28 protein-coding genes are annotated in these 26518 nt (G+C 70.1%); 6 read left to right on the top strand and 22 right to left on the bottom strand.

The window, feature by feature from the left end:
- Positions 1 to 5 precede the first annotated feature (5 nt).
- From fliN to Pla133_RS24930, 22 genes are all read right to left on the bottom strand, one after another.
- Positions 6 to 365, bottom strand: a complete 360-nt coding sequence (gene fliN / locus Pla133_RS25035; protein ID WP_145070496.1) for a flagellar motor switch protein FliN — start codon at positions 363 to 365, stop codon at positions 6 to 8.
- Positions 362 to 1321, bottom strand: coding sequence for a flagellar motor switch protein FliM (locus Pla133_RS25030; protein WP_145070494.1), 960 nt, complete (start codon positions 1319 to 1321; stop codon positions 362 to 364). The genes fliN and Pla133_RS25030 overlap by 4 nt, the downstream gene beginning before the upstream one ends.
- A 16-nt stretch (positions 1322 to 1337) precedes the next feature.
- On the bottom strand, positions 1338 to 2120 hold the full coding sequence (locus tag Pla133_RS25025) for a flagellar basal body-associated FliL family protein (RefSeq protein ID WP_145070492.1): 783 nt from the start codon (positions 2118 to 2120) through the stop codon (positions 1338 to 1340).
- Positions 2121 to 2138: 18 nt separating this feature from the next.
- On the bottom strand, positions 2139 to 2828 hold the full coding sequence (locus Pla133_RS26790; protein ID WP_419191951.1) for a flagellar motor protein MotB: 690 nt from the start codon (positions 2826 to 2828) through the stop codon (positions 2139 to 2141).
- The gene (locus tag Pla133_RS25015) at positions 2829 to 3674 is read right to left on the bottom strand and encodes an OmpA/MotB family protein (protein ID WP_145070490.1); all 846 of its coding nucleotides are present in this window, start codon (positions 3672 to 3674) and stop codon (positions 2829 to 2831) included.
- Positions 3671 to 4435, bottom strand: a complete 765-nt coding sequence (locus tag Pla133_RS25010) for a motility protein A (RefSeq protein ID WP_145070488.1) — start codon at positions 4433 to 4435, stop codon at positions 3671 to 3673. Before Pla133_RS25010 ends, Pla133_RS25015 begins: the two co-directional genes overlap by 4 nt.
- 131 nt (positions 4436 to 4566) lie before the next feature.
- Positions 4567 to 5316: an IFT57 family protein gene (locus Pla133_RS25005; RefSeq protein WP_145070486.1), complete on the bottom strand. Its 750-nt coding sequence runs from the start codon at positions 5314 to 5316 to the stop codon at positions 4567 to 4569.
- A gap of 118 nt (positions 5317 to 5434) precedes the next feature.
- Positions 5435 to 5905, bottom strand: coding sequence for a hypothetical protein (locus tag Pla133_RS25000; RefSeq protein ID WP_145070484.1), 471 nt, complete (start codon positions 5903 to 5905; stop codon positions 5435 to 5437).
- Positions 5902 to 7203 carry a FliI/YscN family ATPase gene (locus tag Pla133_RS24995; RefSeq protein ID WP_419191950.1) on the bottom strand — a complete coding sequence of 434 codons (1302 nt, stop codon included), beginning with the start codon at positions 7201 to 7203 and terminating at the stop codon, positions 5902 to 5904. Before Pla133_RS24995 ends, Pla133_RS25000 begins: the two co-directional genes overlap by 4 nt.
- A gap of 23 nt (positions 7204 to 7226) precedes the next feature.
- Positions 7227 to 7799 (bottom strand): FliH/SctL family protein, encoded by a 573-nt coding sequence (locus tag Pla133_RS24990; protein ID WP_145070480.1) that lies wholly within the window; start codon positions 7797 to 7799, stop codon positions 7227 to 7229.
- Positions 7783 to 8829, bottom strand: a complete 1047-nt coding sequence (locus tag Pla133_RS24985; protein ID WP_145070478.1) for a flagellar motor switch protein FliG — start codon at positions 8827 to 8829, stop codon at positions 7783 to 7785. The genes Pla133_RS24990 and Pla133_RS24985 overlap by 17 nt, the downstream gene beginning before the upstream one ends.
- Positions 8826 to 10637, bottom strand: coding sequence for a flagellar M-ring protein FliF C-terminal domain-containing protein (locus Pla133_RS24980; protein WP_145070477.1), 1812 nt, complete (start codon positions 10635 to 10637; stop codon positions 8826 to 8828). The genes Pla133_RS24985 and Pla133_RS24980 overlap by 4 nt, the downstream gene beginning before the upstream one ends.
- Before the next feature lie 12 nt (positions 10638 to 10649).
- Positions 10650 to 11096: a flagellar hook-basal body complex protein FliE gene (gene fliE / locus Pla133_RS24975; protein ID WP_145070475.1), complete on the bottom strand. Its 447-nt coding sequence runs from the start codon at positions 11094 to 11096 to the stop codon at positions 10650 to 10652.
- Positions 11097 to 11151: 55 nt separating this feature from the next.
- A complete protein-coding gene (gene flgC, locus Pla133_RS24970; protein ID WP_419191949.1) occupies positions 11152 to 11583 on the bottom strand; it encodes a flagellar basal body rod protein FlgC in 432 nt (143 codons plus the stop codon).
- Between the two features lie 19 nt (positions 11584 to 11602).
- A complete protein-coding gene (locus Pla133_RS24965) occupies positions 11603 to 11962 on the bottom strand; it encodes a flagellar basal body rod protein FlgB (RefSeq protein ID WP_145070473.1) in 360 nt (119 codons plus the stop codon).
- 15 nt (positions 11963 to 11977) lie between these two features.
- Positions 11978 to 13372, bottom strand: a complete 1395-nt coding sequence (locus tag Pla133_RS24960; protein ID WP_145070471.1) for a sigma-54-dependent transcriptional regulator — start codon at positions 13370 to 13372, stop codon at positions 11978 to 11980.
- On the bottom strand, positions 13369 to 14538 hold the full coding sequence (locus Pla133_RS24955) for a sensor histidine kinase (RefSeq protein ID WP_145070469.1): 1170 nt from the start codon (positions 14536 to 14538) through the stop codon (positions 13369 to 13371). Before Pla133_RS24955 ends, Pla133_RS24960 begins: the two co-directional genes overlap by 4 nt.
- On the bottom strand, positions 14535 to 15770 hold the full coding sequence (locus tag Pla133_RS24950; RefSeq protein WP_145070467.1) for a tetratricopeptide repeat protein: 1236 nt from the start codon (positions 15768 to 15770) through the stop codon (positions 14535 to 14537). Before Pla133_RS24950 ends, Pla133_RS24955 begins: the two co-directional genes overlap by 4 nt.
- Entirely contained in the window at positions 15770 to 17350 is a 1581-nt protein-coding gene (locus tag Pla133_RS24945) for a tetratricopeptide repeat protein (protein ID WP_145070465.1), read from the bottom strand. Before Pla133_RS24945 ends, Pla133_RS24950 begins: the two co-directional genes overlap by 1 nt.
- A complete protein-coding gene (locus Pla133_RS24940) occupies positions 17347 to 18111 on the bottom strand; it encodes a hypothetical protein (RefSeq protein ID WP_145070463.1) in 765 nt (254 codons plus the stop codon). The genes Pla133_RS24945 and Pla133_RS24940 overlap by 4 nt, the downstream gene beginning before the upstream one ends.
- Positions 18112 to 18114: 3 nt before the next feature.
- Entirely contained in the window at positions 18115 to 19134 is a 1020-nt protein-coding gene (locus tag Pla133_RS24935) for an ATP-binding response regulator (protein ID WP_419191948.1), read from the bottom strand.
- A 202-nt stretch (positions 19135 to 19336) separates the two neighbouring features.
- Positions 19337 to 20230 (bottom strand): helix-turn-helix domain-containing protein, encoded by an 894-nt coding sequence (locus tag Pla133_RS24930; protein WP_419191947.1) that lies wholly within the window; start codon positions 20228 to 20230, stop codon positions 19337 to 19339.
- Positions 20231 to 20454: 224 nt separating this feature from the next.
- Here Pla133_RS24930 and Pla133_RS24925 point away from each other — a divergent pair, with 224 nt between their 5' ends.
- The 6 genes from Pla133_RS24925 to Pla133_RS24900 all read left to right on the top strand — a co-directional run bounded on the left by Pla133_RS24925 (position 20455) and on the right by Pla133_RS24900 (position 26451).
- A complete protein-coding gene (locus Pla133_RS24925; protein ID WP_145070457.1) occupies positions 20455 to 21282 on the top strand; it encodes a flagellin N-terminal helical domain-containing protein in 828 nt (275 codons plus the stop codon).
- A gap of 692 nt (positions 21283 to 21974) precedes the next feature.
- A complete protein-coding gene (locus tag Pla133_RS24920) occupies positions 21975 to 22793 on the top strand; it encodes a flagellin N-terminal helical domain-containing protein (protein WP_145070454.1) in 819 nt (272 codons plus the stop codon).
- Positions 22794 to 23163: 370 nt separating this feature from the next.
- On the top strand, positions 23164 to 23982 hold the full coding sequence (locus tag Pla133_RS24915; protein WP_145070452.1) for a flagellin N-terminal helical domain-containing protein: 819 nt from the start codon (positions 23164 to 23166) through the stop codon (positions 23980 to 23982).
- A gap of 262 nt (positions 23983 to 24244) precedes the next feature.
- Positions 24245 to 25699, top strand: a complete 1455-nt coding sequence (fliD, locus tag Pla133_RS24910) for a flagellar filament capping protein FliD (protein ID WP_145070450.1) — start codon at positions 24245 to 24247, stop codon at positions 25697 to 25699.
- A gap of 6 nt (positions 25700 to 25705) precedes the next feature.
- Complete coding sequence (gene fliS / locus Pla133_RS24905) at positions 25706 to 26092, top strand: flagellar export chaperone FliS (RefSeq protein ID WP_145070448.1); 387 nt, start codon at positions 25706 to 25708, stop codon at positions 26090 to 26092.
- Positions 26089 to 26451, top strand: coding sequence for a hypothetical protein (locus Pla133_RS24900; RefSeq protein WP_145070446.1), 363 nt, complete (start codon positions 26089 to 26091; stop codon positions 26449 to 26451). Before fliS ends, Pla133_RS24900 begins: the two co-directional genes overlap by 4 nt.
- Positions 26452 to 26518 lie beyond the last annotated feature (67 nt).

Raw genomic sequence — 26518 nt, 5'->3', positions numbered from 1 at the left:
TGCCCTCAGTTCTGGTACACGCTCGTGATCCGCACCCCGTAGGTCTTGTCGATCGTCACGACCTCGCCCCGGGCGACGACCTTGCCGTTGACCAGGATGTCCGCCGGCTCGTGGGCCTCGCGGTCGAGCTCGATCAGCGAGCCGGGTCCGAGCTTGACGAGCTCGGCCAGGGACAGGCGCGTCCGGCCGACCTCCACGGTCACTTGGACCGGGACGTTCAGAAGGTGGGGCAGGCCCATGCCGGCGCTCTCGGTGTGGCTGTCCTCGAGCTCCGGCAGACCCTCGGCCTGGACGCGCACGGCGTCGGTGGCGGCGTCGATGGCCTGCTCGACGTCGGTGGTCTCTTCGGTGGTCTCGTCGCTCATGCTTGTTCCTCGATCGTGGCCGCGGGGGGCTCGGGTTCGGTGGGCTCGCTGGTCAGGGAGGTCAACTGCAGGGCCAGGCGACCGCGGCGGCTGCCGAGGATCGCGCGGCCGAAGTCGCGACCGTCGGCGTGGACCTTGATGCGCTCGCCGCGGTGGGCGTCGAGGGGCAGCACGTCGCCGACCTCGAGGGCGAGCAGTTCGGAGAGGGGCAGCTCGATCGTGCCCAGTTGGGCGCAGACGGGCAGCTCCACGGCGCTGAGGTGGGGGGGCAGCTTGGGCGGCAGCTTCTGGCCGGCGATGCGCGCCGCGAAGGTGAGCTGGGCGTCGAAGATCGGCAGGTAGAGCCGCAGGTTCGAGGCGCCGCCGGGGGTCGTCAGGCGCAGCTCGAGGCCCAGGCGGTGGGGGTCGGCGAAGTGGTCGGCCTCGCGCCAGTCGCCGGCCTCTTTGAGTTGGCCGATGGCCTTGAAGCCCTCGACCGGCAGGCCCATGCGGCGGCACAGGGGCGTGCAGACGCCCTCGATGATCGTGCGCATCACCGTGCGCTCGAGGGGCGAGAGGTCGCGCGTGGCGGGGGTCGGCTCGGAGGCGCCCAGGATCTGCTCCACGGCCTCGACCGCGGACTCGATCTCCCACTGGGCCCAGGCCGGGTGGCCGCCAGCGCTGAAGCGAACCAGGGCCAGGGGCTCGTCGAGGCCGTCCTGCAACTGCTCGGCGTTGAACTCGCCGGCGGAGACCAGGTCGAGCCGCAGCCGGCCGCGCAGCAGCTTGGAGAGTTCGATCTCGCTCTGGGGCAGGGTCGTCTCGATCACGCGCTGGAGCTCGGCGATCGACGAACCGCGCAGCCGCAGGGGCACGCGGAAGTCGCGCTGCTCCACCTCGCGGACCGTTTGTCCTCGGGAGGTGTCGAAAGCGTCCATCAGGGCGGCCGCCTCCTCGGGATCGACGTTGGTGCTCAAGGCCGTCGTTCCCGCTCTATTGAACCGCGTAGTCTTCGAACAGGAGCTCGCGGATGCGCCCGTGGGTGCCGACGCGGATCTGCCCGTGGAAGGTGGGGTCGAGCTCGGTCAGGTCGAGGTAGACCGTGTAGCCGGAGCCGTCCTCGACGCGCAGGTCGCGCTCCTCGCCGGTGAAGCGCACCTCGGGCCCGTCGCCCAGGCGCAGGGTTCCGACCGGCGCGTCGACGAACAGCTTCAGGTCGTAGAGGGGCGTGCGCAGGGTGCTCTCGTAGATCGAGAAGCCCGGCTTGATGCCCGTCTGGCTGTCCGGATCGGCGGGGTTGACCGCGTCCCCGATGTGGACGGGGAACATCAGCTTGTCGATCGCGTCGCGCAGCTCGCGCTTGAAGACGTCGCGCATGGCGCCGCCCATCACGTCGTCGACGGTGCGCTTGGACGAGATCTCGAGCATGGCGTCCTTGATCAGGGCCATGTAGATCGGGTCGGCGGTGCGCGTCGTGGCGTAGACCTCGTCGTAGGCCTCGAACATCGCGTTGGCCTGCATGATCAGGAACCGCTTCGAGCCGTCCCCGCGCAGGTTGGTCTGGATCTTGGACGGCGTCACCGGCGCCACCCACGGGCCCAGGAACTCCTTGTATTCCTCGGGCGCGGGCTTGGCGACCACGGAGGCCACCCAGGCCATCAAGACCAGGCCGACGGCACCGCCGGCGATCTTGATCAGCTTCTTCTTCTGCGCCTTGGCGGCCAGCTCCTCTTCGGAGGCCGGTTCGTCGGCGTTCTTGTCGGCTTCGTCTGCCATTCCAGGGGCTGAATCGGCTCAGTCCGGCTCGAGGATCAAGCGGGCGTCGACGGCGGCTCCGCCATTCGACCCAGGATCGAGACCCGAGATCCAGGCCCGGACTTCCAAGCGAGCCCGTTGGTAGCCGTGGTGCTCCTCCAGGTGCTTGCGCACGGCGCGGGCGCGGGCCAAGGCGAGGGCGTTGCGGGCCAAGTCGCCGGAGGCCTCGCCGGCGCCGGCCTGGGCCTCCAGGACCAGGACCTGGGTCCCCCGTGGCCGCAGGCTGGGCGCGAGGAGGTCCAGGTACTGTGCTGCCTCCGAGCTCAGTTCACTGGAGCCGACGGCGAAGATCGCCACCGACGGCTGGAAGATCTCGTTGCGCGGCGGGAGTTTGTCGATGTCGTCCGCGCGCACCAGCTCGCTGGTGGCCATCGGGTGCTCGTCGTCGGGCTCCATCGGGTTCTCGACCGGCGGCAAGTTGAAGCGCACCCGCACCTCGTTGAAGATCTCGTTCTTCTCCGAGCCGTCGAGCAGCCCATCGAGGCCGTAGGACTCGGCCGAGACCATGAACGAGCCGATGCCGCGCGCGACCATGCCGAAGGTCTGCTCGCGCGACATGGACACGAGCAGGATGAAGAAGGTCAGGATCAGGGTCATCATGTCCCCGAACGACACCATCCACCCGGGGACCTTGGCCTTCTCGTCCTTGGGGCCCCTGCGCTTGCCCACCTAGAGCCCCCCCTCGCGGTTGCGACGCTCGCGCCACTCGTGCTTGAGCTGTTCCGACCGCGCGTGGCCGAGAGTCAAGACACGCAGCTCCACGCGCCGATTGGCCTGGCGCGACTCCGCGGTGTTGGCCACCGAGCGCGGCCGCTCGGCGCCGTGGCCGGTGACCTGGATGCGCTCCTCTTCGACGCCGTGGTCGATCAAGACCTGCGCCGCGCTCATCGCGCGCGCCAGGGAGATCGTCTCCGCATCCGGGTACTCGCGCGTGGGGCGGTGGTCCTTGGCGGCATGGCCCTCGAGCACGATCTGGTGCGGATAGAAGCGCAGCACCTCGGACAGCTCGATCAGGGCCTGCTCGAGCTTGGGGTTGATCTCCACCGAGCCGGGCCCGAACGAGTAGTTCGCGTCCCAGGTCACCATCAGGCCGTCGCCGATCTTGTTCAGGTCGATCGGCGTCTGGTCGTCGGCCTGGGCGGTTCCGCCGTCGGTGTGCTTGTCGAGTTGATCCTCGGGCCGCTCGTGGGCGCGCTCGCCCCCGTTCAGGGGATCGGTGTTGGCCAACAGATCGTTCTCGGGCGGCTTGACGTCGGTCGGCCCGTTCATGTGCTCGATCATGCCGGTGTTGCCGGGCAGCAAGCCGCGCACGTCGAGCAGCTCGTACTCCTCCATCGAGGAGAAGGTCATCAAGAGCACGAAGAACGTCACCAGCAGCGAGATCATGTCCGTGAACGTGACGACCCACTCGGGGGCACCGGGCGGCTCCTCCTCCTCCCTGGGCTCCTTGACCCGCGGCAGGGGCGGGAGCTCGTCGATCGGAGTGCCTTCGCCGCCTTCTGCGCCGCCGCTCATGCCGCGATCGACTGGCGCGCACTGGGCGCGAGGAAGGTCTTGAGCTTCTCCTTGATCAACTGCGGTCCGTCGCCGGATTGGATGGCGACGATGCCTTCGATCATCAGAGCGCGCAGCAGCGCCTCTTCCTTGGCGCGGATCTCGAGCTTGCCCGACAGGGGCAGGAACATCATGTTCGCCGCCATGGCGCCGTAAAGCGTGGTCAAGAGCGCAACCGCCATACCGCCACCGATCGAGGCCGGATCGTCGAGCGCCGCAAGCATCTGGATCAGACCGACCAGCGTCCCGATCATCCCGAAGGCCGGCGCGTAGCCGCCGAGCTGGTCCATCATCTTCTTGCCGATGGCGTGGCGTTGGCCCTGCCACTCGGCCTCGAGCTCCATGATGTCGCGCACGACTTCCGACGGGAAGCCGTCGATGACGAGCTGGATGCCCTTGGCCATGAAGACGTCGTCGACCTCCTTGAGGCGACTCTCGAGGGCCAACAGGCCTTCCTTGCGCGCGAGGGTGGCGTACTCCACCACGCGCGTGATCTCTTCGGCCGGCGTCGCCAGCTTGAACATGAACGTCCGCAAGAAGACGGGCATCAGCGCCTTCAAGTCGGGGATCGTGAAGTTCATCAGGAACACCGCGATGGTGCCCCCGCCCACGATCATCATCGAGGGGACGTCGATGAACAGACCGAAGCCACCGCCACCGGCGATGGAGGCGCCCAACAGGCCGAAGCCCATCACAATGCCGATGATCGTGAGGAAGTCCATGGGGACGAGTCAGGGCGCGACGGATCCGGGGAAGAACCGATCAGGGAGGCCCTGGAGAGCATTCGGCCAGGCCCAGGGCGCGACTGAACCCGAGGGAGCAAATCCGCTCGCGCTCGGGAGCGGCGTCGAGCTCAGGGCTGGGCGCGGGCCCAGGCGTCGATGAACTTGCCGCGCTCGTCGCCGGTGATGGCGCGCAACAGGTCCATGGCGCGGTCCTCGTCGAGGATCCGCAGCACCTTGGCCGCTTCGTCGGGACCCATGCCCACCAGGTCGGCGGTGATCTGCTCCGTGTCGCCTTCGGCGTAGAGGGTCGCCAAGTTCTCGTAGACCAGGGACTCACCCGCGGTCTCCACGTCCTCGTCGCGCTTCAGCTCGAGCGAGCGCAGCTCGATGGCTGCCGTCTGGGTTTCGATCTCGCCCTTGATGCGCTCCAGCTCCGCCGAGCGCATGTCGAGGGCAGCGATCTGGTCGGCCACTTGCCGCTCGCGCTCGTCGAGGGCGTCGCTGCGCTCCTTGAGCAGGTCGCGTTGGTCGCGCAGCTCGTCGACCAGGGTCTCGAGTTCCGCGCGGGCGAAGGGCGCCGGCAGGGCGAAGGCCCCCAGTACGCCCAGGTTCGCGGTCACGATCTCCTGGGCGGTGCCGCGACGCTCCGGCAGGGCCAGGGCCTTGCCGCCGTTCTGCCCCGGCGCGCCGCCGTCGGCCTCGGCCAGGGTGCCGTCGGCGCCCTCCTCGGCCTGCTCGTCGCCGTTCCTGAACAGCGGCCCGATCACGGCCATCTCCTCGAGCGGCACGTCGCTCACCAGGGCGAAGCCCAGGAAGCACATGCTGAACAACCCGAGGCCGCCGGCCGCGAGCGTGGCGATTTCGACCTTCTTGTTCATTGGGGAGGGCTCAGGGAATCGGGCGTTGGGCGGGTGGGTACCGCAGGGGGGTTCGGCCGGGCCGCGAGCCGGTCTTGAGGCGATTGGGCGCTTCTCGCGCCCACGCCGAGCCCGGACCTCAGCGCAGGCCCTCCGGCGTCGCAGCGCGCCGCGTCGCCCGCGCCGCGTTGGCGTCGTCGGCCTCGGCCTGGTCGGCGGCGGCGATGGCCTTGGTGTGGATCGCCTTGGCCTTGTCCTCGAGGCGCTCCAGGGCCCGACGGGCGCGTTCGCGCTCGGCCCAGGCGCCGCGCTCGCGTTCGGCGGCGGCGCGCTGTTCGGCGTGCAGAGCCCGCGCGGCCGCGAGGTGGGCCTTGAGGGTCTCGATCGGACGCTCGCAGGACAGGGCCGCGGCCGCGTCGAGCTCGCCCAGGGACTGCAGGTTGCGGAGCTCCTCGCGGGCCCGTTGCAGGGTCGTCTCCAGGGTGACCACGTGCGCCGCGGCCTGGGCGGCGATGGCCTCGGCCTCGCCCCACTTGGCGCGTGCGATGCGCTCCTCGAGCTCGCGCACTTGGGCCAGGCGCTCGAGGCGGAACTGGAAGCGGCGCTTCACTGGGGCACCTCGGCGCCGAAGATGCCCTCGAGCAGCATGATCGTCTCGCTCAAGTCCTGCAGCTCGTCGCGGCCCTGGCGCAGGAAGGCCTCGACCAAGGGACGCCGCCGCAGCGCCGCGTCCAGCCCGGGGTTGGTGCCCGAGCGGTAGGCCCCGACCTCGATCAGGTCGCGGCTCTCCTTGTAGACGGCCAGGTCCCGGCGCAGCACGTGGGCCAGGGCCTGGTGACGCGGTGAGGCCAGCTCGGTCATCAGTCGCGAAAGGCTCGAGAGGACGTCGATGGCCGGAAAGTGGCCCGCGTTGGCCAGCTCACGGTCCAGGTGCACGTGCCCGTCGAGCAGGCCGCGCAGGGTGTCGGACACCGGCTCGTTGGGGTCGTCGCCGTCGACCAGGATCGTCAACAGGCCCGTGATGCTGCCGACCTCGGCGCGACCCATGCGTTCGACGAGCTTGGGCACGGTGCCGAAGAAGCTGGGCGGGTAGCCGCGCAGGGCGGCGGGCTCGCCGGCGGCCAGGCCGATCTCGCGGCAGGACTGGGCGAAGCGCGTGACCGAGTCCATCACCAAGAGCACGTCCAGGCCCTGGTCGCGGAAGTGCTCGGCCACGGTGACCGCCACGAAGGGCGCCAGGTAGCGCTCGATCGGCGAGCGGTCGGAGGTCGCGGCGACGGTCACCGCGCGCTTCTGACCCTCGACACCGAGCACGTTGTCGATGAAGCCGCGCACCTCGCGCCCGCGCTCACCCACCAGGCACATGACCGTCACGTCGGCGTCGGTGCCGCACAGGATCTGGCCCATGAGCGACGACTTGCCCACGCCGGATCCGGCGAAGATGCCCAGGCGCTGGCCGCGGCCGAGGGTCGCGAGGCCGTCGATGGCGCGCACGCCCGTGCGCAGGGGTTGATTCACGTGGGGGCGCGAGAGGGGCGTCGGCGGCGCAGAGCGCACCGAGCGGCGGGCAACCACGCGCGGGCTAGGCAGCCCGTCGATCGGGCGGCCAAAGCCGTCCAGGGTGCGGCCGAGCAGCTCGTTGCCGACGCCGACTTCGAAGCTGCGGCCGAGGGCGCGCACCTTGTGGCGCGGTGCGATGCCGCTGGTCTCGCCGTGGGGCATGAGCAGGGTCACCGCGTCGCGAAAGCCCACCACCTCGGCTTCGATCGGATCGCCGACCTTGCCCTGGATGCGGACCATCTCGCCCACGGCGGCCTGCAGGCTGCTGGCCTCGATCAGGCCGCCCGAGACCCGCTGCACCTCGCCGCGGAACTCCGGCACGGCGGCGCGGGCGATGGCGGCGGTCATCCGCCCGAGATCCGGTGCCAGACTCATGAGCGCAGGGCCTCTCCCAAGGCTTCCGTGATGCGTTCCAGGACCGACAGGGGGTCGCGCACGACCAGGCCCTGGGGGCTCTCGACCCGCACCTCGCCCGCGGCCAGGCCGGGGTCGACCAACAACTCGGTGGCGGCGCGCAGGCGCATGTCCTTCAGGCGTTCATGGTCCGACGGGCAGACGTAGACCTGGCAGGCGCCGCGACCCTGGGTGCCCCGCGCGAGGCACTCGCGCACCACGCCCTCGAGCTCGTAGCGGCCCGCTTCGAGCTCCGTGCGCAGCACCTGCCGCGCGATCTCCAGGGCGATCGCGACCGCCGACTCCGTGATCGCGTTCTCGACCTGCTCGCGCTCGGCCAGGGTGGCCTCGATCACGGCGTCGACGCTGGCGGTCAGCTCGGCGCGCACCTCGGCATCGGTGCGCGAGCGCGCCTCGGACGCAGCCGCGTCGGCGCGGGCCTGGGCGCGCTCCTCCGTGAGGGCCTCGAGGGCCCGCTCGTAGGAGATCTGGCGCACCCGCACCCCGCTGGGCGCCAGGCCCAGGGGCAGACGCTCAAGCGACGAGCTCATCACCACCCTTGGCCGGCGAGAACTCGCCCGCGTCGATCATTGCCCGGACGGCCTTCATGATGTCTTCCCGTGCGGACATGACCTCCGACATGGGCATGTTGCCGGCGAGCTCGCGCTCCTCCCGCACCATCTCCCGCACCCGCGTGGACAGGTTGCCCATGATGTTCTCCTCCACTTCCGGGCCGGAGGCCTTGAGCGCCACCGACAGGGTTCGCGTATCGACCGAGCCGAGGATCTTCTGCATCGCGCGGCGGTCGATGGTGCCGATGTCCGACCACGTGAACATGTAGTCGCGGATCTCCGTCGCCATCTGGGCGTTGTCCTCCTCGATCTTCTCGAGCACGCCGCCTTCGGTCTCGGGACCGGCGTGGTTGAGCATGTCGGCGATGGTCTGGTAGCGCTGGGCGCGCGTCATCTCGATCGGCGCCGCGCCCAGGTTGTCGAGGCGGATCTTGAGATCCTGGGCGATCAGGTTGAGAACGTCGAAGGACGGCGGCGTCAGGACAGCCATGCGCCGCACCACGTCGAGGGCCAGGTCCACGTCCATGCCGCCCAGCACCACCGCCGAGAGGGCGGGGTCCAGGTGCGCCAGGACCAGGGCCGTGGAGGCAGGGGACTCGGTCTCGAGCACGCGCGCGATCTTGGACGGCGGCTCGCTCTCGATCTGCGCGAAGGGGCGCTCCTCGAGGCGGCGGCGTTGGATCTGTTGCAGCACCAGCTCGGCGCGCTCTTCGCCCAAGCCGCGCACGAGCAGGTCCTCCAGCTCGTCGGGCGTGCTCGGTTGCACCCCCGGCGCCTTGTAGAAGCGCAGGGCGACCTGCCCGTGCAAATGCTTCATCAGCTCGTCGCCGGCGAAGCTGGAGTCGACGCGACTCATGGCCTCCACGACCTCGGTGACCACGTCGTCGCTCAGGTGCTGGAGCATCTGGGCGGCCTTGTCGCGATCCAACGAGAGCAGGAACGCTGCGACCCGCTGGGGGCCGTCGAGCGACGCCGGGTCGAGCGGCTGGTCCTTGTCCTTCTCGCTCACAGCCGGGCCATGCCTTTCTCACGGGCCCAGGACGAGAGGATCTTGCCGACCCGCTCCGGGTCGGTGGCGAGCAGCTCCTCGACCTGGCGAATGGCCAGGAGTTCGGGGTCGATCTCGACCGGATTGATCGGCTCGATCGGCACGCGCTGACCTCGGCCTCCGCGGGCGGGGGCCGCGCCCGACGGTGCCGAGCCACCTTCGACGCCGGAGTGACCCGCGGCCGCGGCCGCCGCCGCAGCAGCGGCCGCGGCGGGCGAGCCGGGTTGCGCCACCATCATGCCGACGCCGCGAACCGCGCCCGCGTTGGCGCCGTGGGACCCCGCTAGGGAATCCTCATCGTCGTCGTCAGTGACCTTGACCCTGCCACCGCGCAGGGAGATGAACAGCAACAACACGAAGGCCAGCGACGAGACGATCTCGACGCCGCGGCTGAAGAGCAGCTCGACCAGGGGGCTGAGGGCCGGCTCTTCTTCCTCGATCACGACGGGCTGACCCTCGCCGTCGACGAGCTCGCCATCGGGGCCCTCGACGACCACGGAGCGGGGCGAGCTGAAGGTCGATTGCTTGAAGCTGTCGCCGCGCGCCTTGTCGAATCCGACCGTGGCCTGGACCGCGTCGGCGATCTCCTCAGCGTGGTCCAGGAGGGACTTGTCGAGCCACAGGGCCACGCTCATGCGCTGCAACTCGGGCACCCGCCGCTTGGTCTGGGAGATCGTGCGGCTGGGTTGGTACTGGGTGCGCGAGTCCTTGCTCGTCGCCACCTCCGCCGGCACTTGCTTGCCGCTCGACAGTCCCGTCGAGGAGTTCAGTGAGCCGTCGGGGTTGAGGGTCGCGTTGGCCGGATCGACCACGTTGCTGCCCGCGCCCGCACCGTTGCCGCCGCCGCCCGAGCTGCTCGGCGGAAACTTCGGCGTCTCGGACTGGCTGGTCTCCTCGAAGACCGTGGCCTTGGCCTTGGGATCCGTCGCGTCCATCAGGACCGTCGACGAGTCGTAGTCCCATTCGGTCGCCAGGGTGACCCGCGCCAGGCCCTCGCCGTAGAGCTCGTCCAAGAGCAGGTTGGCCCGGCGTTCGCGGCTCTCCTCGTAGGTGTCGGCCAGTTGGAACCACTCCGAGCCCTCGGGCCCGCCGGGTCCACCCAGGTCGCCGCCGTCGAACACGGTCTGGCTGCCCTGGTCCGCGACGACCAAATTCTCCTCCTCGATGCCCAGGCCGAAGCGCACCAGGCGCGCGACGGTGCGGGCCTGCTCGCGAGTCAACTCGGTGCCCGAGCGCAGGCTCAGGACCACCGAGCCGGTGATCGGCGGGGACAACCCGAAGGCCAGGCCCGTGGGCACGTTCGTGCGCACGTTGGCGCCCTGTACGAAGTTGAGCGACAGGAGCATGTTCTCCATCTCCTCCCACTCGCGCTTGCGCTTGAGCTGCTCGCGCTCGCCGGAGGACATGAACACGCTGCCGATGCCCGCACCCTTGGTCAGGATGCCGCCGTCGACGGCCGTCAGGGCGCCGGACAGGAACATCGCGTTGCGCGCGGCGCCCAGGTCCTTCTCGTCCACGTAGACCGTGTACGGACCGGGCGGCTGGCTCTGTTGCCAGAGCACGCCGGCTTCGGCCAGGGCGGAGCCCACGGCCGACAGTTGGCTGTCCGAGAGGTCCGTGATCAAGCGCTCGTAGTGCGGACGGTTGGACAGGATGACGGCGCCGGTCACGATCGCGGCTGCACCGAGCAGCAGCGAGGCGAAAGTGGCCTTGGTCGCCAGGGAGGCGGCCTGGAAGCCGTCGAGGAGTTGCTTGAGGAGGTCGTTCATCGCGCTCTCGAATCAGACGCTCATCCGCATGGTCTCGCGGTAGGCGTCGATCAGTCGGTTCCTGATCTCCATCGCGTAACTGAGGGCGAGGTCGGCGCGTTTGATCTGCGCCGCGACCTCGTGGAAGTCCTGCACCTTGCCCGCGAGCACCGACTCCTCCATGTTGTTGACCGCGCGCACCTCGGCGTCGATGGCGGTGAGACCCTCGCGCAGGCTGGCGACGCCCTGGGGCGCGGAGCGCACTTGGGTAGCGCCCCCCTGGGCCGGATCGGTCAGGCCGCCGGTCAGGGCCGCGCCCAGACCGGAGGAGCTGCCGCCGAGCATCTCGCGCGCCATGCGCTCGAAGGTCTCGGACATGTCCGGCGTCGCCAGCCCCTGATCGGCCATGCGCTTGCGCCCGGCCGCGAGGGCTTCTTGGAGCAGGCTGGACGAGCCGCGGATGCTGGAGGTGTCGGCCATGGGGGGAGGCGGGCGGGGACGGGTGGTTCGGAGTCAGGGGGCGGGCGACGTTCGATCAGCGCGCGAGCTCGAGGGCCCGCTGCGCCATGCGCACGTAGCCCTCGGCCGAGGTCAGGTTGGCCTCGTAGGCGCGCATGGCGGTGATCATGTCGGCCAGCTCACTGACCGCGTTGACGTTGGGCATGCGGACCATGCCCGAGGCGTCCGCGTCCGGGTGACCGGGGATGTTCACGGTCTCGAAATCGGTGGTCATGTCGCGGGTGACACGCGCCGACGCGACGCCGCTGACGGTGGGGTTGCCGTCGGGTCCGTCGGAGACGAGCGCCTCGAAGCTCACCACCTTGCGCCTGTAGGGTCCGCCCTCGGGGGTCGAGGTGACTTGCGAGTTGGCGAGGTTCTCGGCGATCACGTCCATGCGTGCGCGTTCGGCGCGCAGGCCGCTGGTCGCGGAGCGCATGCCGCGGAATAGGGTGTCGATGCTGCTCATGGTGGGGGGGCGTCAGGGGTTAGTTGCCGGTGCCGCGAATGGCCGAGTCGACCAGGTTGAGCTGGCCTTGGAGCATGGTCACGTAGGTCTCATACAGCAGCCGGTTCTCGCGTTGCATGCTGACCTCTTCCTCGAGCACGACGTTGTTGCCGTCGATGCGCGCCTCCGATTGCAAGTCCACGGTGATCTCGGGTTCGACCTGCTTCGGGTCCTCGCCGCTGGCCATGGCCCGCTGCACCAGCTCCTCGAACTTGAACTGTCGGCGCTTGTAGCCGGGCGTGTTGATGTTCGCGATGTTGGAGGTGATCACGCGGTCGCGCTCGACAGAGGCGTCGAGCAGCCGCATCAGCATCCCGTTCTGTTCGGTTCCGATTCGCATGGTCGGCCTCACGCCTCAGTCGAGCAGCCCAGCGGCACGCCACTGGCGGAACTTGTTGGAGAGGGTGCGCGCGGTGACGCCCAGGCGGCGAGCCGCTTCGGTCTTGTTGCCGCCGGTCTCCTCGAGCGTGGCGAGGATCGCCTCGCGCTCGATGTCGGCCAGCTTGCGGTTGGCGAGCAGGTCGCCGAGCTTCGCGACGGCGCGGTCGAGGGCGTCCTCGGTCGCGGCCATGTCGTCGGTACCCGGCGAGCTGCCGAAGGACAGGTCCGCGGGTTGCAGCGTGCCGCCGCCGGTCAGTACCACCGCGCGTTGCACGACGTTCTCGAGCTCGCGCACGTTGCCGGGCCAGGACCAGCTCGCGAGGCGCGCGAGGGCGTCGGGCGAGAAGGACACCGGCCGCGCACCGTTCAGGCGGGCGTAGTGCCGCGCGAAGTGCTCGGCAAGGGGCGCGATGTCGTCCGTGCGACCGCGCAGGGGCGCGATGTGGACCGGCAGCACGTGCAGCCTGTAGTAGAGGTCCTCGCGGAAGCGGCCGGCGGCCACCTCGGTGGGCAGGTCGCGGTTGGTGGCCGCGATGATCCGCACGTCGACCTGCAGTGTCTGGCTGCCTCCGACGCGCTCGAACTCCTCCTCCTCGAGCACGCGCAGCAACTTGACCTGCAAGGCCGGCGAGATCTCGCCGATCTCGTCGAGCAGCAGCGTGCCCCCGTCGGCCAGCTCGAAGCGACCCTCGCGTCGGCGGTGGGCGCCGGTGAAGGCGCCGCGCTCGTGGCCGAACAGCTCCGACTCGAGCAGTTGCTCCGACAGGGCGGCGCAGTTGACCCGGATGAAGGCCTGTTCGCGCCGCGGGCTCGAGTCGTGGATGAACTGGGCCACGCGCTCCTTGCCCGTGCCGCTCTCGCCGGTGATCAACACCGTGCCCTTGGAAGCGGCCACGCGACCGGCGGCCTCGAGCGTCTCGAGCATCGCGCGGCTGCGCGCCACCAGTTGCGGCGCGTCGCCGGTACGTTCGGCCCGGAGGTACGCGTTCTCGGCCTCCAGACGGGCCGTGCGCGCGATGCGGCCGAGCACCAGCTCGAGCGCCTCGGGCGCCACCGGCTTCATCAGGAAGTCGACCGCGCCGAGCTGCATGGCCTCGACCGCCGAGCGGATCGTGCCGTGGGCGGTGACCAGCACCCCGGGCATGCCCGGCGCGACCTCGGCCGCGGCGCGCAAGAGCTCGAGACCATCCATGTCCGGCATGCGGAGATCGGTGATCAAGAGGTCGAAGGGCCGCTGGCGCAGTCGCTCGAGAGCCGCTCGGGGCTCGCCGAAGGCCTCGACGGAGTGACCGAGCTCGCGCACGGCTTCGGCGAGGAACTCGCGGGAGAGGGGGTCGTCGTCGACGACCAGGACGTGCTCGAGCTTCATCGAGTTTCGTGGGAGACGCGCAGGGGGAAGCGCAGGACGAATTCGGCACCGCCGTACTCCGCGCAGGCGTCCTCGATCTCGAGGCGGCCGCCGTGGAGCTGGGCGACGGTGTGGGTCAGTGCCAGGCCGAGGCCGGTGCCCTCGGCGCGGGTGGTGTAGAAGGGCTCGAGCACGCGGTCGCGCAGGCTCGGCTCGACGCCCGCGCCCGCATCGGCCACGCGCAGGGCCAGCTCGCCCGCCTCGACGCGCGCCGTGACACGCACGCGGGCGCTTGTGGTTTGCACGCTGAGGGCGTTGTCGATCAGGTTCCGCAGGGCCTGGCGCAGCTTGATCCGATCACCGGCGAAGGGCGGGGCATCGACGAAGGTCTCGACGCTCGCGTCGGCGGGCACCGTGCAGCGCGCCAGGGCGTCGGCCACCAGTTCGCTCGCGTCGACGGTCTCGAGCTCCAGTTGGCTCGGCTCGGCGTAGGAGAGCAGCCCGGCCACGATGGCCTCGGCCTCCTCGCAACCCGACACCGCCAACTCGGCCCAGCGGGCGTGCTTCTCGTTGTCGGCCACGCCGCGCCCTAGGAGCGCGGCGAAGCCCTTGATCGCGTTCAGCGGGTTGCGGATCTCGTGGGCGATCCCCGCCGCCAGGGTGCCCACCGCGGCCATCTTCTCGGAAGTCGCCGCGCGCCGCCCGAGCTGCTCCAGCTCGGTCTGGTCGTCGAGGATCTGCACCGACCCGGCGCCGTCGCCCTGGCGGACTTGGATCGCGGCGGTGCGGGTACGCAGGGCGCGCACAGCCCCGTCGGGACGCTCGAGCTCCACCCGCACGGGTTCGGCCGCATCCTGGGGCAGGCCGGCGAAGAGTCGCGTGAGCTGCGCGGTGTCGCCGCCAGCGGGGGTGCCGGCGATCTCGAGCGCCGCCGCGTTGACGCGCGTGACCGCACCCAGGCAGTCGCGCACGACGACGCCGGTGGGCAGGGCCTCGAGGATCGCGTCGAGCTCCGCCACACGGCGCGCGAGCTCGGCGTTGGCCACGGCCAACTCGCCCTCGACCCGCTCGGCGCGCTCCGACAGACGGTCGTAGCTCTCGAGCAGGCCGTGCGAGATGGTGGCGAAGCGCTCCATCGCGACGTCCAGTTCCCGCTCCGCGGGTGCGCTGGGGGCGGGCTTGGTCACCGGTTCGCGGTCCCCGTCCTGGCGCCGCTCTGCTCGGCGATGCCGAACTCCTGCATGTGCTCCCACTTCCAACGCAGGAAGTCGAGGTCGGTCTTGGCCTTGACCGCCAGGTCGCCAGCGTCGGGCAGGGCCAGCACCGACTCGTAGGCGCGCATGGCGTCCTTGGAGCGGCCGAGCTTCTCGTAGGTGCGCCCGGTCCAGTAGACGGCCCGCGGGTCGTCGATGATCGGCGCGAGGATCGCCAGGGCACGCTCGTAGTCCTCCGCGAAGTAGGCCGCGCGGCCCTGCAGCACGGTGTCGGCGGAGTAGGCCCCCGCGATACGCGCGCGCAGCTCGGCCTCGGCAGCCGCGTTGTACTCGCTGTTGGCGGCGGCGATGCGTTCGGTGATCGGCGCGGTGCCGGCGGCGACGGCGTCCTGGGCGGCGCTCGGGTCGACCGCCGCGGACGATTCGGATGTCGGCGGAGCGCCGATGCCGAGGTTCAGGGCCCGCGTGCCCGCGCCGCCCGGCGCCAGGACCAGGGTCGTCTCCATCGAGTCGATCGTCTCCCGGCTGGGCGGCAGACCCGGCACGGGTTGAGTCGGCGGCGCGAACAGCGGTGTGTTCGCGTTCTGGGTGCCCCCGGCGGGATTGCCCGCGAGGCTGCCTGTGGCGTTGGCCGGGACGCTGGACGGGGGGCTGATCAGCGGCGTGTTGCCGGTGGAAACACCCGCCTGGGCGGCTTCGGCCAAGACCCGTGCGCGCGCCGCGGCCAGGATCGACTCGACGTCCGTGGCGGGCTCGGGGGCGTCGCCGGTGATCAGGGCGCGGCGCTCGGCCGCGGTCATGCCCACGGTCGCTGCGCTGATGCGAGTGCCCTTGTTCGCGCCTTGTCCGGGCTGCTCCGCCTGTTCGACCGGCTTGGGCGCGAGGATCCGCGTACGCATCACCTCGAGCTCCGAACGCATGCGATCGATCTCGCGTTGCAGCTCGTCGATCCGCGTCTGCCGCTCCGCCGCATCGCCCAGGGGCTCCTCGGTGTTGCGCAGCAGGTTGGCGATCGCGCCGCTCTGCTTGCGGTCGAGTTGGTTCGAGAGGCCCTCGAGGGTCCCGATCGATTGCACGGTGTCGAACCAAGCCTGGGTCAGCGGGTCGCGTGGCTGGGCATCCTGCCCGAGCAGCTCGCTGGCGGCGTTGGGGCCGAAGATCACCAGCCCCAGGGCGGTGGTCACGAGTCCGGTGTGGCGCAGCATCAGTAGCGTCCTTCGTAGGCTTCAACGGCCCGGGCGAACTGACGCTCGGCTTCGAGCATCTCGGCCGCCATCAGGTCCAGGGCCAGGCGTTCAGCGGGTTCCTCGATGTTCGGGCGCGCGTCGCGCAGGACCGAGAGCGCGGCCTCCACTCCGGCTTCGAGGTACAGACAGCGTCCCCAGGCCAGTGCGGCCCGCTGGCGCAGGCTGGGGTGTACGGTCGCGCGGCGGGCGTGCAGGTCGGCCAGCACAGGCTTGGCGAAGGTCAGCTCGCCCTCCTCCAACCACTCCTCGCAGATCTTGATCCGCTCGGAGTCGGTGGCGTCGTCCACGCCGAGGTCGATCGGCAGACCCAGGGCACGACGCGCCGAGCGGGCCATGGGCCCGAGCAGCGCACCGCTGCCGGCCTTCTCGCACTCGGCGGCCACGAACAGCACGCCGATGTGGTCGCCGTCGTCCATGGCGATCGCGGCGGCGCGCTCGAAGGACACGTCGCGGATCGCACCGTCGGTCATGCGTGCGTGCACCAGCCAGGCGCGGCCGGCCTCGGGGTAGTAGTGCAGGCCCTCGAAGGCCTGGGCCCGCAGGCGCATGGCCTCGGCCGAGTCGGCGTCGGACAGGCCGGCGCGCTCCAGTTGGTCGACGATCCCGAGGCACTCGACGAACATCTCGCGCTGCAGTTGGCAGCGCGCCCGCACCAGGCCGCGCTCGGCCTGGTCCTGGCGCGAACGGGGCGGCACGGCGTCGTCGAGGGACTCGATCATCAAGAGCGCCATGTCCGGGTTGCCCATCTCCATCTGGCAGCGGGCCAGGCCGATACGCGCGGGGATGTACTCGGGCGTGAACTCGGTGTCGCCCGACGCCTGGCGGAACTGCTGCGCGGCCTCGGCCCAGCGCTCGAGCTCCTCGAGCACGAGCCCCGAGCGCAGGTAGGCCTCGGGCCGGTAGGGCGAACCCGAGAAGGTCTCGAGCAGGGTCTGGTACTGCTCCAGGGCGGCGGTCGGGTTGCCCCGGTCCTCTTCGATCTCGCCCTGGCTGAGGCGCCCGCGCTCGGTCGAGGCGTGCCCCGGGTAGCGCGTCGTGGCGCGCAGGTAGAGGGCCATGGCACGCTCGCGCAGGCGCTCGACGGTGAGTTGGCTGCTGTCGTCCTCGCGCACGATCAACAGGCCCGGCGACAGCTCGGCCACCAGGCCCGCGCCGCCGAGGACGTACTCGAGCACCTCTTCGATCGGGCGCTCCTCCAGCTCGATGCTGACCAGCACGCCGCGCCGCGTGGCCGAGAGGCCCTCGACGATGCGCTGGTCGCGCCGGGCGATCTCCTTGAGCACGGTCTCCAGCGAGACGTTGCGTCCGCGCACGGTGACCTGGGTCTCGGCCCCGACTTGCTCGAGCCAGACGTACAGCGGCTCGCCGTCGGACCCGGCGTGCTCCAGGGGGGCTTCGTCCGGTGCGGACTCCGCCTCGTCCTCGGCTTCGGCCTCGGCATCGGCGCGGACCACGGCCGGGGCGGCCAGGCTCAGTCCATGGAAGGCCGCCGGCAGGGTCAGACCTGCCAGGGCCAGGGCAGCGAGGGCGAGCTTCATTGGATGCCGTCCTCGCGGGACAGGGCCTCGAGTCGATAGGTGTCGGCCAAGAGGAACTCGGCCTGGGCCTGGAAGTCCTGCTTGGCCGCATCGTCGAGCGCGTCGGCCACCGACAGGGCGGCGAAGAGCTGGCGCCGGGCGGAGGCGAAGTCGTGCCGGGCGAGAGCGTCATCGATGCGGTCGAAGGAGCCGGCGGGCAGCCCCGCGGGGACCACCAACGGCGCCGTGGTGCGCTGGATCGTCTCGACCTGGCGCTGGACGTCGTCGCGCACGTCGCGTGCGACCTCACTCAGCTCGTCGCGCACACGGTCGAGTTGATCGGTGCTCTGCTTCTGGCTGCTCCAGACCACGAACACGGCCATCAGGTTGAGCAGGGCCAGGAAGCCCGCGCCGACCCAGACGATCTTCGGGATGGAGGTCGAGACCGCCACCGTCTCGACCTGGCGCGGGCCACCCGAGCGGCCGGGCAGCGGCAGGGCCGGATCCCGTTGCGCGGTGTAGCCGGAGCCGCCGGGCAGGGCCGCACCGGTGTTCAACAGATCGCCAGTGGGGTCGAGCTCCGGCAGGTCGAGCACGCTGTCCATGGCGCTCGGACCCTCGTCGTCGTATCCACCGAGGTCGTCCGGGGTGGCGCCGTGGTCGACGGCGGCGAGGAACTCGTCGACGTCGATCTCTTGGGACGTCGCCACGGCGGGCTCGTCGTAGAGCTCGTCGAAGTTGAAGAGGTCCTCGTCCTCGTCGAAGTCTGCAGGGGGGACCAAGACTCAGCTCCAGAGGGCGCGTTGCGCCAGTCGGCTCGGATCGGTCGCGGCCGCGAGGCGGCCGAGCGCGACAGCGAGCGCCGGGGGAAGGTCGAAGGCCGTGCCACCGTCCGGCTCGCAGAGCTCGTGCAGCAGGCGACGGGCGAGGTCGGGGTCGAGGTAGTCGCGATCGGACAGATCGGTGCCCGCGCCGCCGTCGAGGGCAGCGGGGTGGGGGTCGACGCGCAGCTCGATGCGGGTGCCCTGGCCGGGCGCGCTCTCGATCCGCAGGTCGTCGGCCAGGGCGCGCAGGCGCGCTAGCCCGCCGGGCCGGGCGCTGCCTCCGGGCATGGCGGGGGCGATCGCGTCCAACTCGCCGCGCAGGGGGTCGAAGCCCGCGCCGCCGTCGGTGATGGTCAGGTGCACGCGGCCGCTTGCGACGCGGGGCTCGACGCTGACCTGGCCGGGGCCGCCCGCGAAGGCGTGGCGACGGGCGTTGTCGAGGGCTTCGCTGGCGGCGCCGGCCAGTCGGGCGCGGGCCGCGGGGCCCAGGCCCGCGCACACACCCAGCGCGAGGATCTCGCGCAGCAGGGCGCCGTCGTGTTCTTCGTCGGGGCTGGTCCAGCGGTCGCCGGTCGCGGCGCGCGCGGCCTGACGCCCACCGACCCCGGCCTCGATACGACCCAGGGCCGCGCCCAGATCCTCCGTGGCGACCGGGGTGGTCAGCAGATCACACGCGCCCAGGTGCCAAGCGCGACGGCACTGGTCGAAGGTCGGTCGGTCGGCGTAGAGCACCGCGGCCAACTCCCCACCGCGGCGACGCAGCTCGCTCAAGAGTTCGAGTCCGTCACCGTCGGGCAGGCCCAGAGCCACCACTGCCACCTGGGGCAGGGGATGGCGCAGCGCCTCGCGAACGCCGCTCGCGATCGAGACCCGGTGACCCAGGTGCTCGAGCGCCGCGTGTGTTTGCTCGGCGCGCGCACGATCCCCGTCGACGAGCAGCACATGGCGCCCGCGCGGGGGCTCGGCCCCTGAGCTTTCCATTCCGAAGTTCCGCATGGTTCTGCGGCGCCGGCTGCCATCGCTTCCCGGTGGGGAGTCGTGGCACCTCGCGCCGAGGCGAGTCTTCGGACAGATCGGGCGGATCCCTTGATGGGCGAGCCCGCACCCGGGAAACGCTTTCAGGATCTCGGTACGCGGATTGGGAACGTCGTTCCCCCTGCGTCGGGATTCGCGACAGCTTCGGTCAGTGCAGGCCCCAGGCCCGCAACTTGTTGTAGAGGGTCGAGCGGTTCACGCCGAGTTGGCGCGCCGCCAGGGAGCGGTTGCCCTCGGTCTCCTCCAACACACGTACGACCAGGGCCCGCTCGACCGTCGCCAGGCGACGATCGGTCAGGGGCAGGCTGTCGGGGGACGCGCCGCCGCCGGGCCCGCAGGCCAGGTCGGCCGCCTCGATCCGCCCTCCGCGCGCCACCAGCACCGCCCTGGCCAGGACCAGCTCGAGTTCTTCCAGTTCCCCGGGCCAGGGGCTCGCGCAGAGGGCACCGATCGCGTCCGGCGCCAGCTCGAGGGCTCGGCCGCGCCGGCGGGCGAACTCGGCCGTTGCCGCCCGGGCCAGCTCGGGCAGGTCCTCGGTGCGACTCGAGAGGGGCGGCAGGCTGACCATGGCGATGTTCAGGGCGTAGGCCAGCTCCTCGTCGAAGGCCTCGGGGCGCTGGGGACCCAGGAGGTCGACCTCGCTGGTGGCGATCAGGCCCTGCGCGCCCAGTCCGTCCGTCAAGAGGCCCGCCAGGCAGTCCTGGCCCTGGGCGTCGAGCAGCTCCACCCGTTCCAGGTGCAGGCTGCCGGGCTCGACGTCCGAGCGGGCCTCCAGCGCCTCGGCCGTCGGCGGCACATGAATTAACAGTCCACCCGCCCGCGCACTGCGGCGGTGCAGGGCGAACGCCGCCGCACGGTGACCGCTGCCCGCCGGGCCCACGACCAACACCCGGCTCGAGGGCGCGGCTCGATCGAGCTGTTCGCGCAGGGCTGCCGCGGCCCGCGAGGGACCCAGATCGATCGGCGCGGCGGGGGAGTGAGCGCCCTCGGCGCCCGATCCGGTCCCGCGCACCGGGAGCGGATAGGAGGGAAGGGTCTTCATCGCGCCCCGTGATCCGCGATCGGTGTCGGTCCTGTCCAGCCCCACGTCGCCAGCTGTATTGCGCTTGGGAAAAATTCCCATCTCGACTCATGTGGCGGCGGGGCGCTCCGAGAACGACCCCGAGCCGCTCGTCAGGCCCGCTCCCAACGACCAGGCGCCCGACTCACCACCTCAAGCGATTCCGCTAGCAACCCCGACCCCCGTTTCCTCCAAGGAGCCTCCCAATGGGCCTTCGAGTCAATACCAACCTCATCTCGATGACCGCGCAGCGCAACCTGTCGGTCGTCAGCTCGCGCCTGGAAGGCAACTTCCGGCGCCTGTCATCCGGTCTCCGGATCGCCTCCGCAGGCGATGACCCGGCCGGCTTCGGCATTTCCGAGCGCATGCGCTCGCAGGTCCGTTCCCTCTCCCAAGCCGCCCGCAACGCCCAGGACGGGGCCAGCCTCGTGCAGACCGCCGAGGGCGCCCTCAACGAGGTCAACTCGAACCTCTCCCGGATGCGCGAACTCGCCATCCAGGCGGCCAACGGCACGATGACGGACGAGGACCGCGACGTCATCGACAACGAGTTCGGCGCCCTGATCGAGGAGATCGATCGGATCGCCAACACCACGGAGTTCAACAAGCTCCAGTTGCTCGACGGGACCCAGGCCTCGCTCAACCTCCAGGTCGGCATCGACTCCGGTGAGGTCATCACCCTCGCCTTGAGCGATGTCTCCTCCTCCGCCCTCGGGCTCGAGGCCGTCGGCTTCGACGTGGACACCCAATCCAATGCCAGCGCCGCCCTGGCGGTGATCGACGTGGCCACCGCATCGGTGAACCAGGTCCGAGGCAGCCTGGGTGTGACCCAGAACCGTCTCGAGAGCTCGATTCGCTCGATCCTCAACACCCGCGAGAGCTTGGCCTCGGCCGAGAGTCGCATCCGCGATGTGGACGTCGCCGCCGAAACCGCCGACCTCACGCGCAACACGATCATGCAGCAGGCTTCGGTGTCGGTCCTCTCGCAGGCCAACCAGCAGCCGCAGATCGCCCTCTCCCTGCTCCAGGGTTGATCCGAGCGTGACGAGCCACACCGTGACCCTCCAAGTCCGACGCGACGCCGTCACCAGCGTCAGGGAGCTCGCTGGAAGCCGTGCCCACGGGATCTCCGTGGCACGCCGCGGCGGGGCTTTCGAAGGCGCACGCGGGGCTCGCCACGCAACCGAGAGAAACGGCCTTGTCGGCCGAATCGCTGAGGGGGGGGGCCGCCTCGTCGGTGGCCTCCCCGTTCCCTCTGGCAACTTGACGGGTTTCCGGACCCTGTCGCTCAAGCGGTGCACTCCCGAGCCGATCCTTCAGGCGCTGGCGTCCGAAGGTCAAGACCAGTTCGCGGCCCCGCGCCCCTAGGCGCGAGAGGCGGACCGGACGCTCGCGAGACCACGCTCTTTCCTAGAACCGATCTGATTTGAGACACGCGCGCGTGGCCCCACGGCCCCGCGTGACTCATCCCCCTCTGAGCAACTCGTTGCCGGCCGCGCTCGCGCGTGGCTAGCGGCGAGCAGCCCGGTGCGACATCGACCTACGGGTCGGCGACGCGCCGGAACGAGGCGAGACGAGGAAGTCGTTCTCCTCGCGCAAGCGAGCCCACCGGCGTGGTCGTGCCATTCCGCGCCGGGGGTGGAGGACGTCCGAATCGAAACGCTTCGTGGCGGAACACCACTGCGGTGGACCGCCTTCGATTCGACTCCAATCCAGAGGATTTTCGATGGGTCTTCGTGTCAACACGAACCTCTTCGCGATGACCGCGCAGAGGAACCTGTCCGCGACGTCCGAACGACTCGGTGGGAACTTCTCCCGCCTTTCGTCCGGTCTGCGGATCGCCAGTGCGTCGGACGACGCGGCTGGCCTCGGTGTCTCCGAGCGCATGCGCTCGCAGATTCGGGGGCTCGGCCAAGCGGGCCGCAACGCCCAGGACGGCATCAGCCTCTCCCAGACCGCCGAAGGCGCTCTGAACGAGGTCAGTGGCAACCTGGTGCGCATGCGCGAACTCGCCGTTCAGGCCGCCAACGGCACTCTCAGCGCCGAGGACCGTGATGTCCTCGACGTGGAGTTCCAGGCCTTGGACAACGAGATCAACCGCGTCGCCACCGAGACGGAGTTCAACGGGATCAACCTGTTGGACGGTTCCTCCGCCACCACTTCGATCCAAGTCGGACTCGACTCGGGCGATACGATCGACATCACCAACCAGGATGCTCGGTCTGCGACCCTCGGGATCGCTTCGCTCGACGTCGACTCGGCCGCCAACGCGAGCACCGCGCTGGCCGCGATCGACACCGCGATCCAGTCGGTCAGTACCGCCCGAGGCAACCTCGGCGCGTCCTCGAACCGACTGAGCTCGTCCTTCCGCAGCATTCAGACCTCTCGCGAGAACCTGTCTGCCGCGGAGAGCCGCATCCGCGACGTCGATGTCGCGACGGAAACCTCGGACCTGACCCGTAACACGATCCTCCAACAGGCGGCCGTGTCGGTTCTGTCCCAGGCGAACGTTCAGCCCCAGCTCGCTCTGAGCCTGATCGGCTGATCCTCGACCCCGTCTCGACTCGGCGAGCATCGCACGCGGTGGATCCGTCGTCGTAAAGAGGTCCACCAGCGGCCGGCGCAAAGGCGCCGGTCGCTCGGTGGTGTCCGTGTACGCGAACCCTGACAACGTCCGAACTTGCCCTTCCCCGGGCATCTGCGAGCCGAATCCCAACGCTCCCCGACCCCTGTGTCGGCCACCTCCCGCGCGGCGCTCTGCGCTGCGCGGGAGGGCCCCTTCTCCCCCGAAGGGGCCCATTGCCCAGCGCCTTGTCCCCCGAGGCGCCGGCTTCCCCACTCGCCGGTTCGATCCGGCCCTCTCCGTCTCGCACCGCCGCTCCCCCGCGGCAACCAATCCAATTCGGAACTGAGCTATGGGACTTCGCGTCAACACCAACATCTTCTCGATGACCGCGCAGCGCAACCTGGGTAATGCCAGTGACGCGTTGGGTGGCAACTTCAGCCGACTGTCGTCGGGTCTGCGCATTGCGTCGGCCTCCGATGACGCGGCCGGCCTCGGTATCTCCGAGCGCATGCGCTCGCAGATCCGCTCCCTGGGCCAGAACGGGCGCAACGCCCAGGACGGCATCAGCCTGACCCAGACCGCCGAGGGTTCGCTCAACGAAGTCAGCGCCAACCTGATCCGGATGCGCGAGCTGGCCGTTCAGGCGGCCAACGGTACGCTCACCGCCGAAGACCGCGACATCCTCGATGTCGAGTTCCAGGCGCTGGACGACGAGATCGACCGGATCGCCACTGAGACCGAGTTCAACGGCATCGCGCTGCTGGACGGCTCGACGGCGACGACCTCGATCCAGGTCGGCCTCGATTCGGGCGACACGATCGACGTCGACAACCAGGACGCGCGCTCGGCGACCCTCGGGATCGACTCGCTCGACGTGGACTCCGCCGCCAACGCCAGCACCGCCCTGGCCGCCCTCGACACCGCGATCAACTCGGTCAACACCTCACGGGGTGCCCTGGGTGCGGTCCAGAACCGGCTGTCCTCGAGCTACCGCTCGATCCAGACCAGCCGCGAGAGCCTCTCGGCCGCCGAGAGCCGCATCCGCGACGTGGACGTGGCCATGGAGACGGCCGACCTGACCCGCAACTCGATCCTCCAGCAGGCTTCGGTCTCGGTCCTGGCCCAGGCCAACCAGCAGCCGCAGCTCGCCCTGAGCCTGATCGGTTGATCCGCTCCCCGCGCGCGCGGCCAACAGGGTCGCGCGCGTGGGGTTCGATCGCGGAAAGAACTTCCCGCTCGGAAGCTCTTTCCAACGCGCCCTGGCGCGGCGCCGCACACGCGGTGTCGCGCCGGGGCTCGTTCGGGGCACCGTTCCACAACCTGTGACTGGGCCCCAATCCCGCGACGCAAAGCGCTCACGCGCCGTGCGGAGTCGACCGATAACGGCACCGACGTCCGGCCCCTCGGGCCACGTCGGGAAGGGACACCATATGACGGGCAACATCGCATTTTCCGGGATCGCCAGCGGTCTGGACACCCAGGCCATCATCTCCGCACTGGTTCAGGCGGAGAGCATCCCGATCAACCTGCTCCAGCAGCAGAAGACCGGCAACCAGGCCAAGATCAACGGCCTCAACACCTTCAGCGGGCTGGTCGAGAGCCTCAAGAAGAAGGCCGAGGAGCTGGCCTCCAACTCGGGCTTCCTGGCCAACTCGGTCACGCCCAGCGCGGAGGGCTTCGCCTCCTTCGAGGCCCTGGGCGGCGCGGCCGACGGCGCCTACACGCTGGAGATCAACCAACTGGCCCAGGCGGACCGCTGGTCGGCCGAGGGCGTGGTCGACAAGACGACCGATCTGGGCGGGGTCAACATCTCGTTCGACTACAACGGGCAGGCGATCGAGTTCGAGGCCTTCTCGGGCACTTCCAGCTTGGAGGAGGTCGCGGCCCAGCTCAACGAGGAGCATGGCGACGTGGTCCAGGCCACGGTGATCAACACCGGTGACGACAACGCGCCGAACTACGTGCTCGTACTCGAGGGCAAGGACACCGGCGCGGACTACACGATTCAGAACCTCGACATCGTGAGTGGCAACGGCGCCCTGGACGTGGACGCCAACCTGACCGTGGCCCAGAACGCCGAGATCGTGCTCAACGGGCTGGCCATCGAGCGCTCCAGCAACGAGTTCTCGGACGTGGTCACCGGACTGACCTTCTCGGTCGAGGCGGAGACTCCGGTCGGCGCGCCGATCACGTTCAACGTGGGCATCGACGACGAGGCCATCGTGGGCTCGCTGCAGGAGTTCGTGAACTCCTACAACGCGGTGATGGACTTCATCGCCACCCAGTCAACCTACGACGAGGACAAGGGCGCCGGCGGCTCCCTGTTCGGCGAGTCCTCGCTGCGGACGATCCGCTCGGCCCTCTCGAACACGATCTACTCGTCGGATCTGGTCGACTCGACCAGCGCCTACGGCTCGATCGGCCTGCTGGGGATCTCCCTGGACATCAACGGCAAGATGACCCTCGACAGCGCCAAGGCCAAGAGCCTCTTGGCCGAGGACCCCGACGCCTTCGCCGACTTCTTCGTCGACAACGACGGCTTCGACAATGGCGGAGCGGCCACTGGAACGGGTGAGTTCTACGTCGACACTTCCGCCGACAAGGGCCTCTTCTCGCTGATCTCGCAGAAGCTCGACTCGCTGCTCGACGACCAGGTCAGCACCGGTGGGAGCAAGCTCGACGGTCTGCTCGGCTCGCGCAAGAAGACGCTCGAAGACCAGAACACGTTCATCGACAAGCGCATCGGCGAGCTCGAGTATCGGCTCGAGGGTTTCGAGTCCGCGTTGGTCGCCCAGTTCACGGCGCTCGAGGAGACTCTCGCCGGTCTCCAGGCGCAGCAACAGTTCCTCAACAACGTCAGCTTCGGCATCCAGACCGACAACTGATCCGCCATGAGCTCCAAGAACCCCGTCGCCGCTTACCAAGAGACCAGCCTCGAGAGCGCGCCGCCGATCAAGATCGTCCGGCTCCTGTACCAGTCGGCCATCCGCCGCATGGAGCAGGCTCGCAGGCTGGAGCTCCCGGCCCAGGTCGCCGCCTTCAACGAGGCCATCGCCAAGTCCGACGCGATCGTGACCGAACTGCGCTTCAGCCTGGACCACAGCCACTCGCCGGACCTGTGCCAGCGCCTCGAGGGCCTGTACCTCTTCGTCGAAGAGCGCCTGGGCCTGGCCATGGGCGAGCGCAACGGCGAGCACCTCCTGCCGGCGCTGACAGTCATGCGGACCCTGCTCGACGCCTGGGAACAGGTCGAGTTGCAGGTCGGGCAGGCCGCGTGAGCAGCGCCGCCGATCCGGCCCACGTGGCCGCCGCCTTCGTGGCGGCCCAAGAAGCGCTCTTGACCGAGATCGAGCGCGGCGTGGGTTCGTCCCGTGGAGCCGGAGCAGTGGAGCGGGCTGCCGCCCGTTGCGCCCAGGCGTTCGAGGCCTTCCGCGAGCTCTACGAGGCGGGCGCTGCCCTGCCGGTGGACACCGTCGCCCGCGCTCGCCGCCTGTCGGTGCTGCTCAGCACCCGGGCGCAGTTGCGCTCGGGCGCCGTGGCCGGCGACATCGCCCGCACCCGCGCGGCGCGCCGGGTGCTCGAGTCGACGGGCTCCGGCGACAGCCCGCTCGGCCGCAGTTGCGACATGGCCGGCTGAGCCGAGCTCCCACCATTCGGACCGCAGGCGTCGGCCGGGAAGCCCTCTTCCCGACCGGCGCCTGCGG

Origin of the sequence: Engelhardtia mirabilis (assembly GCF_007748095.1) — a bacterium.
GTDB lineage: Bacteria > Planctomycetota > UBA1135 > UBA1135.
Note: the sequence above shows the minus strand (reverse complement) of the source record. Positions and strands in the feature narration are given on the sequence as shown.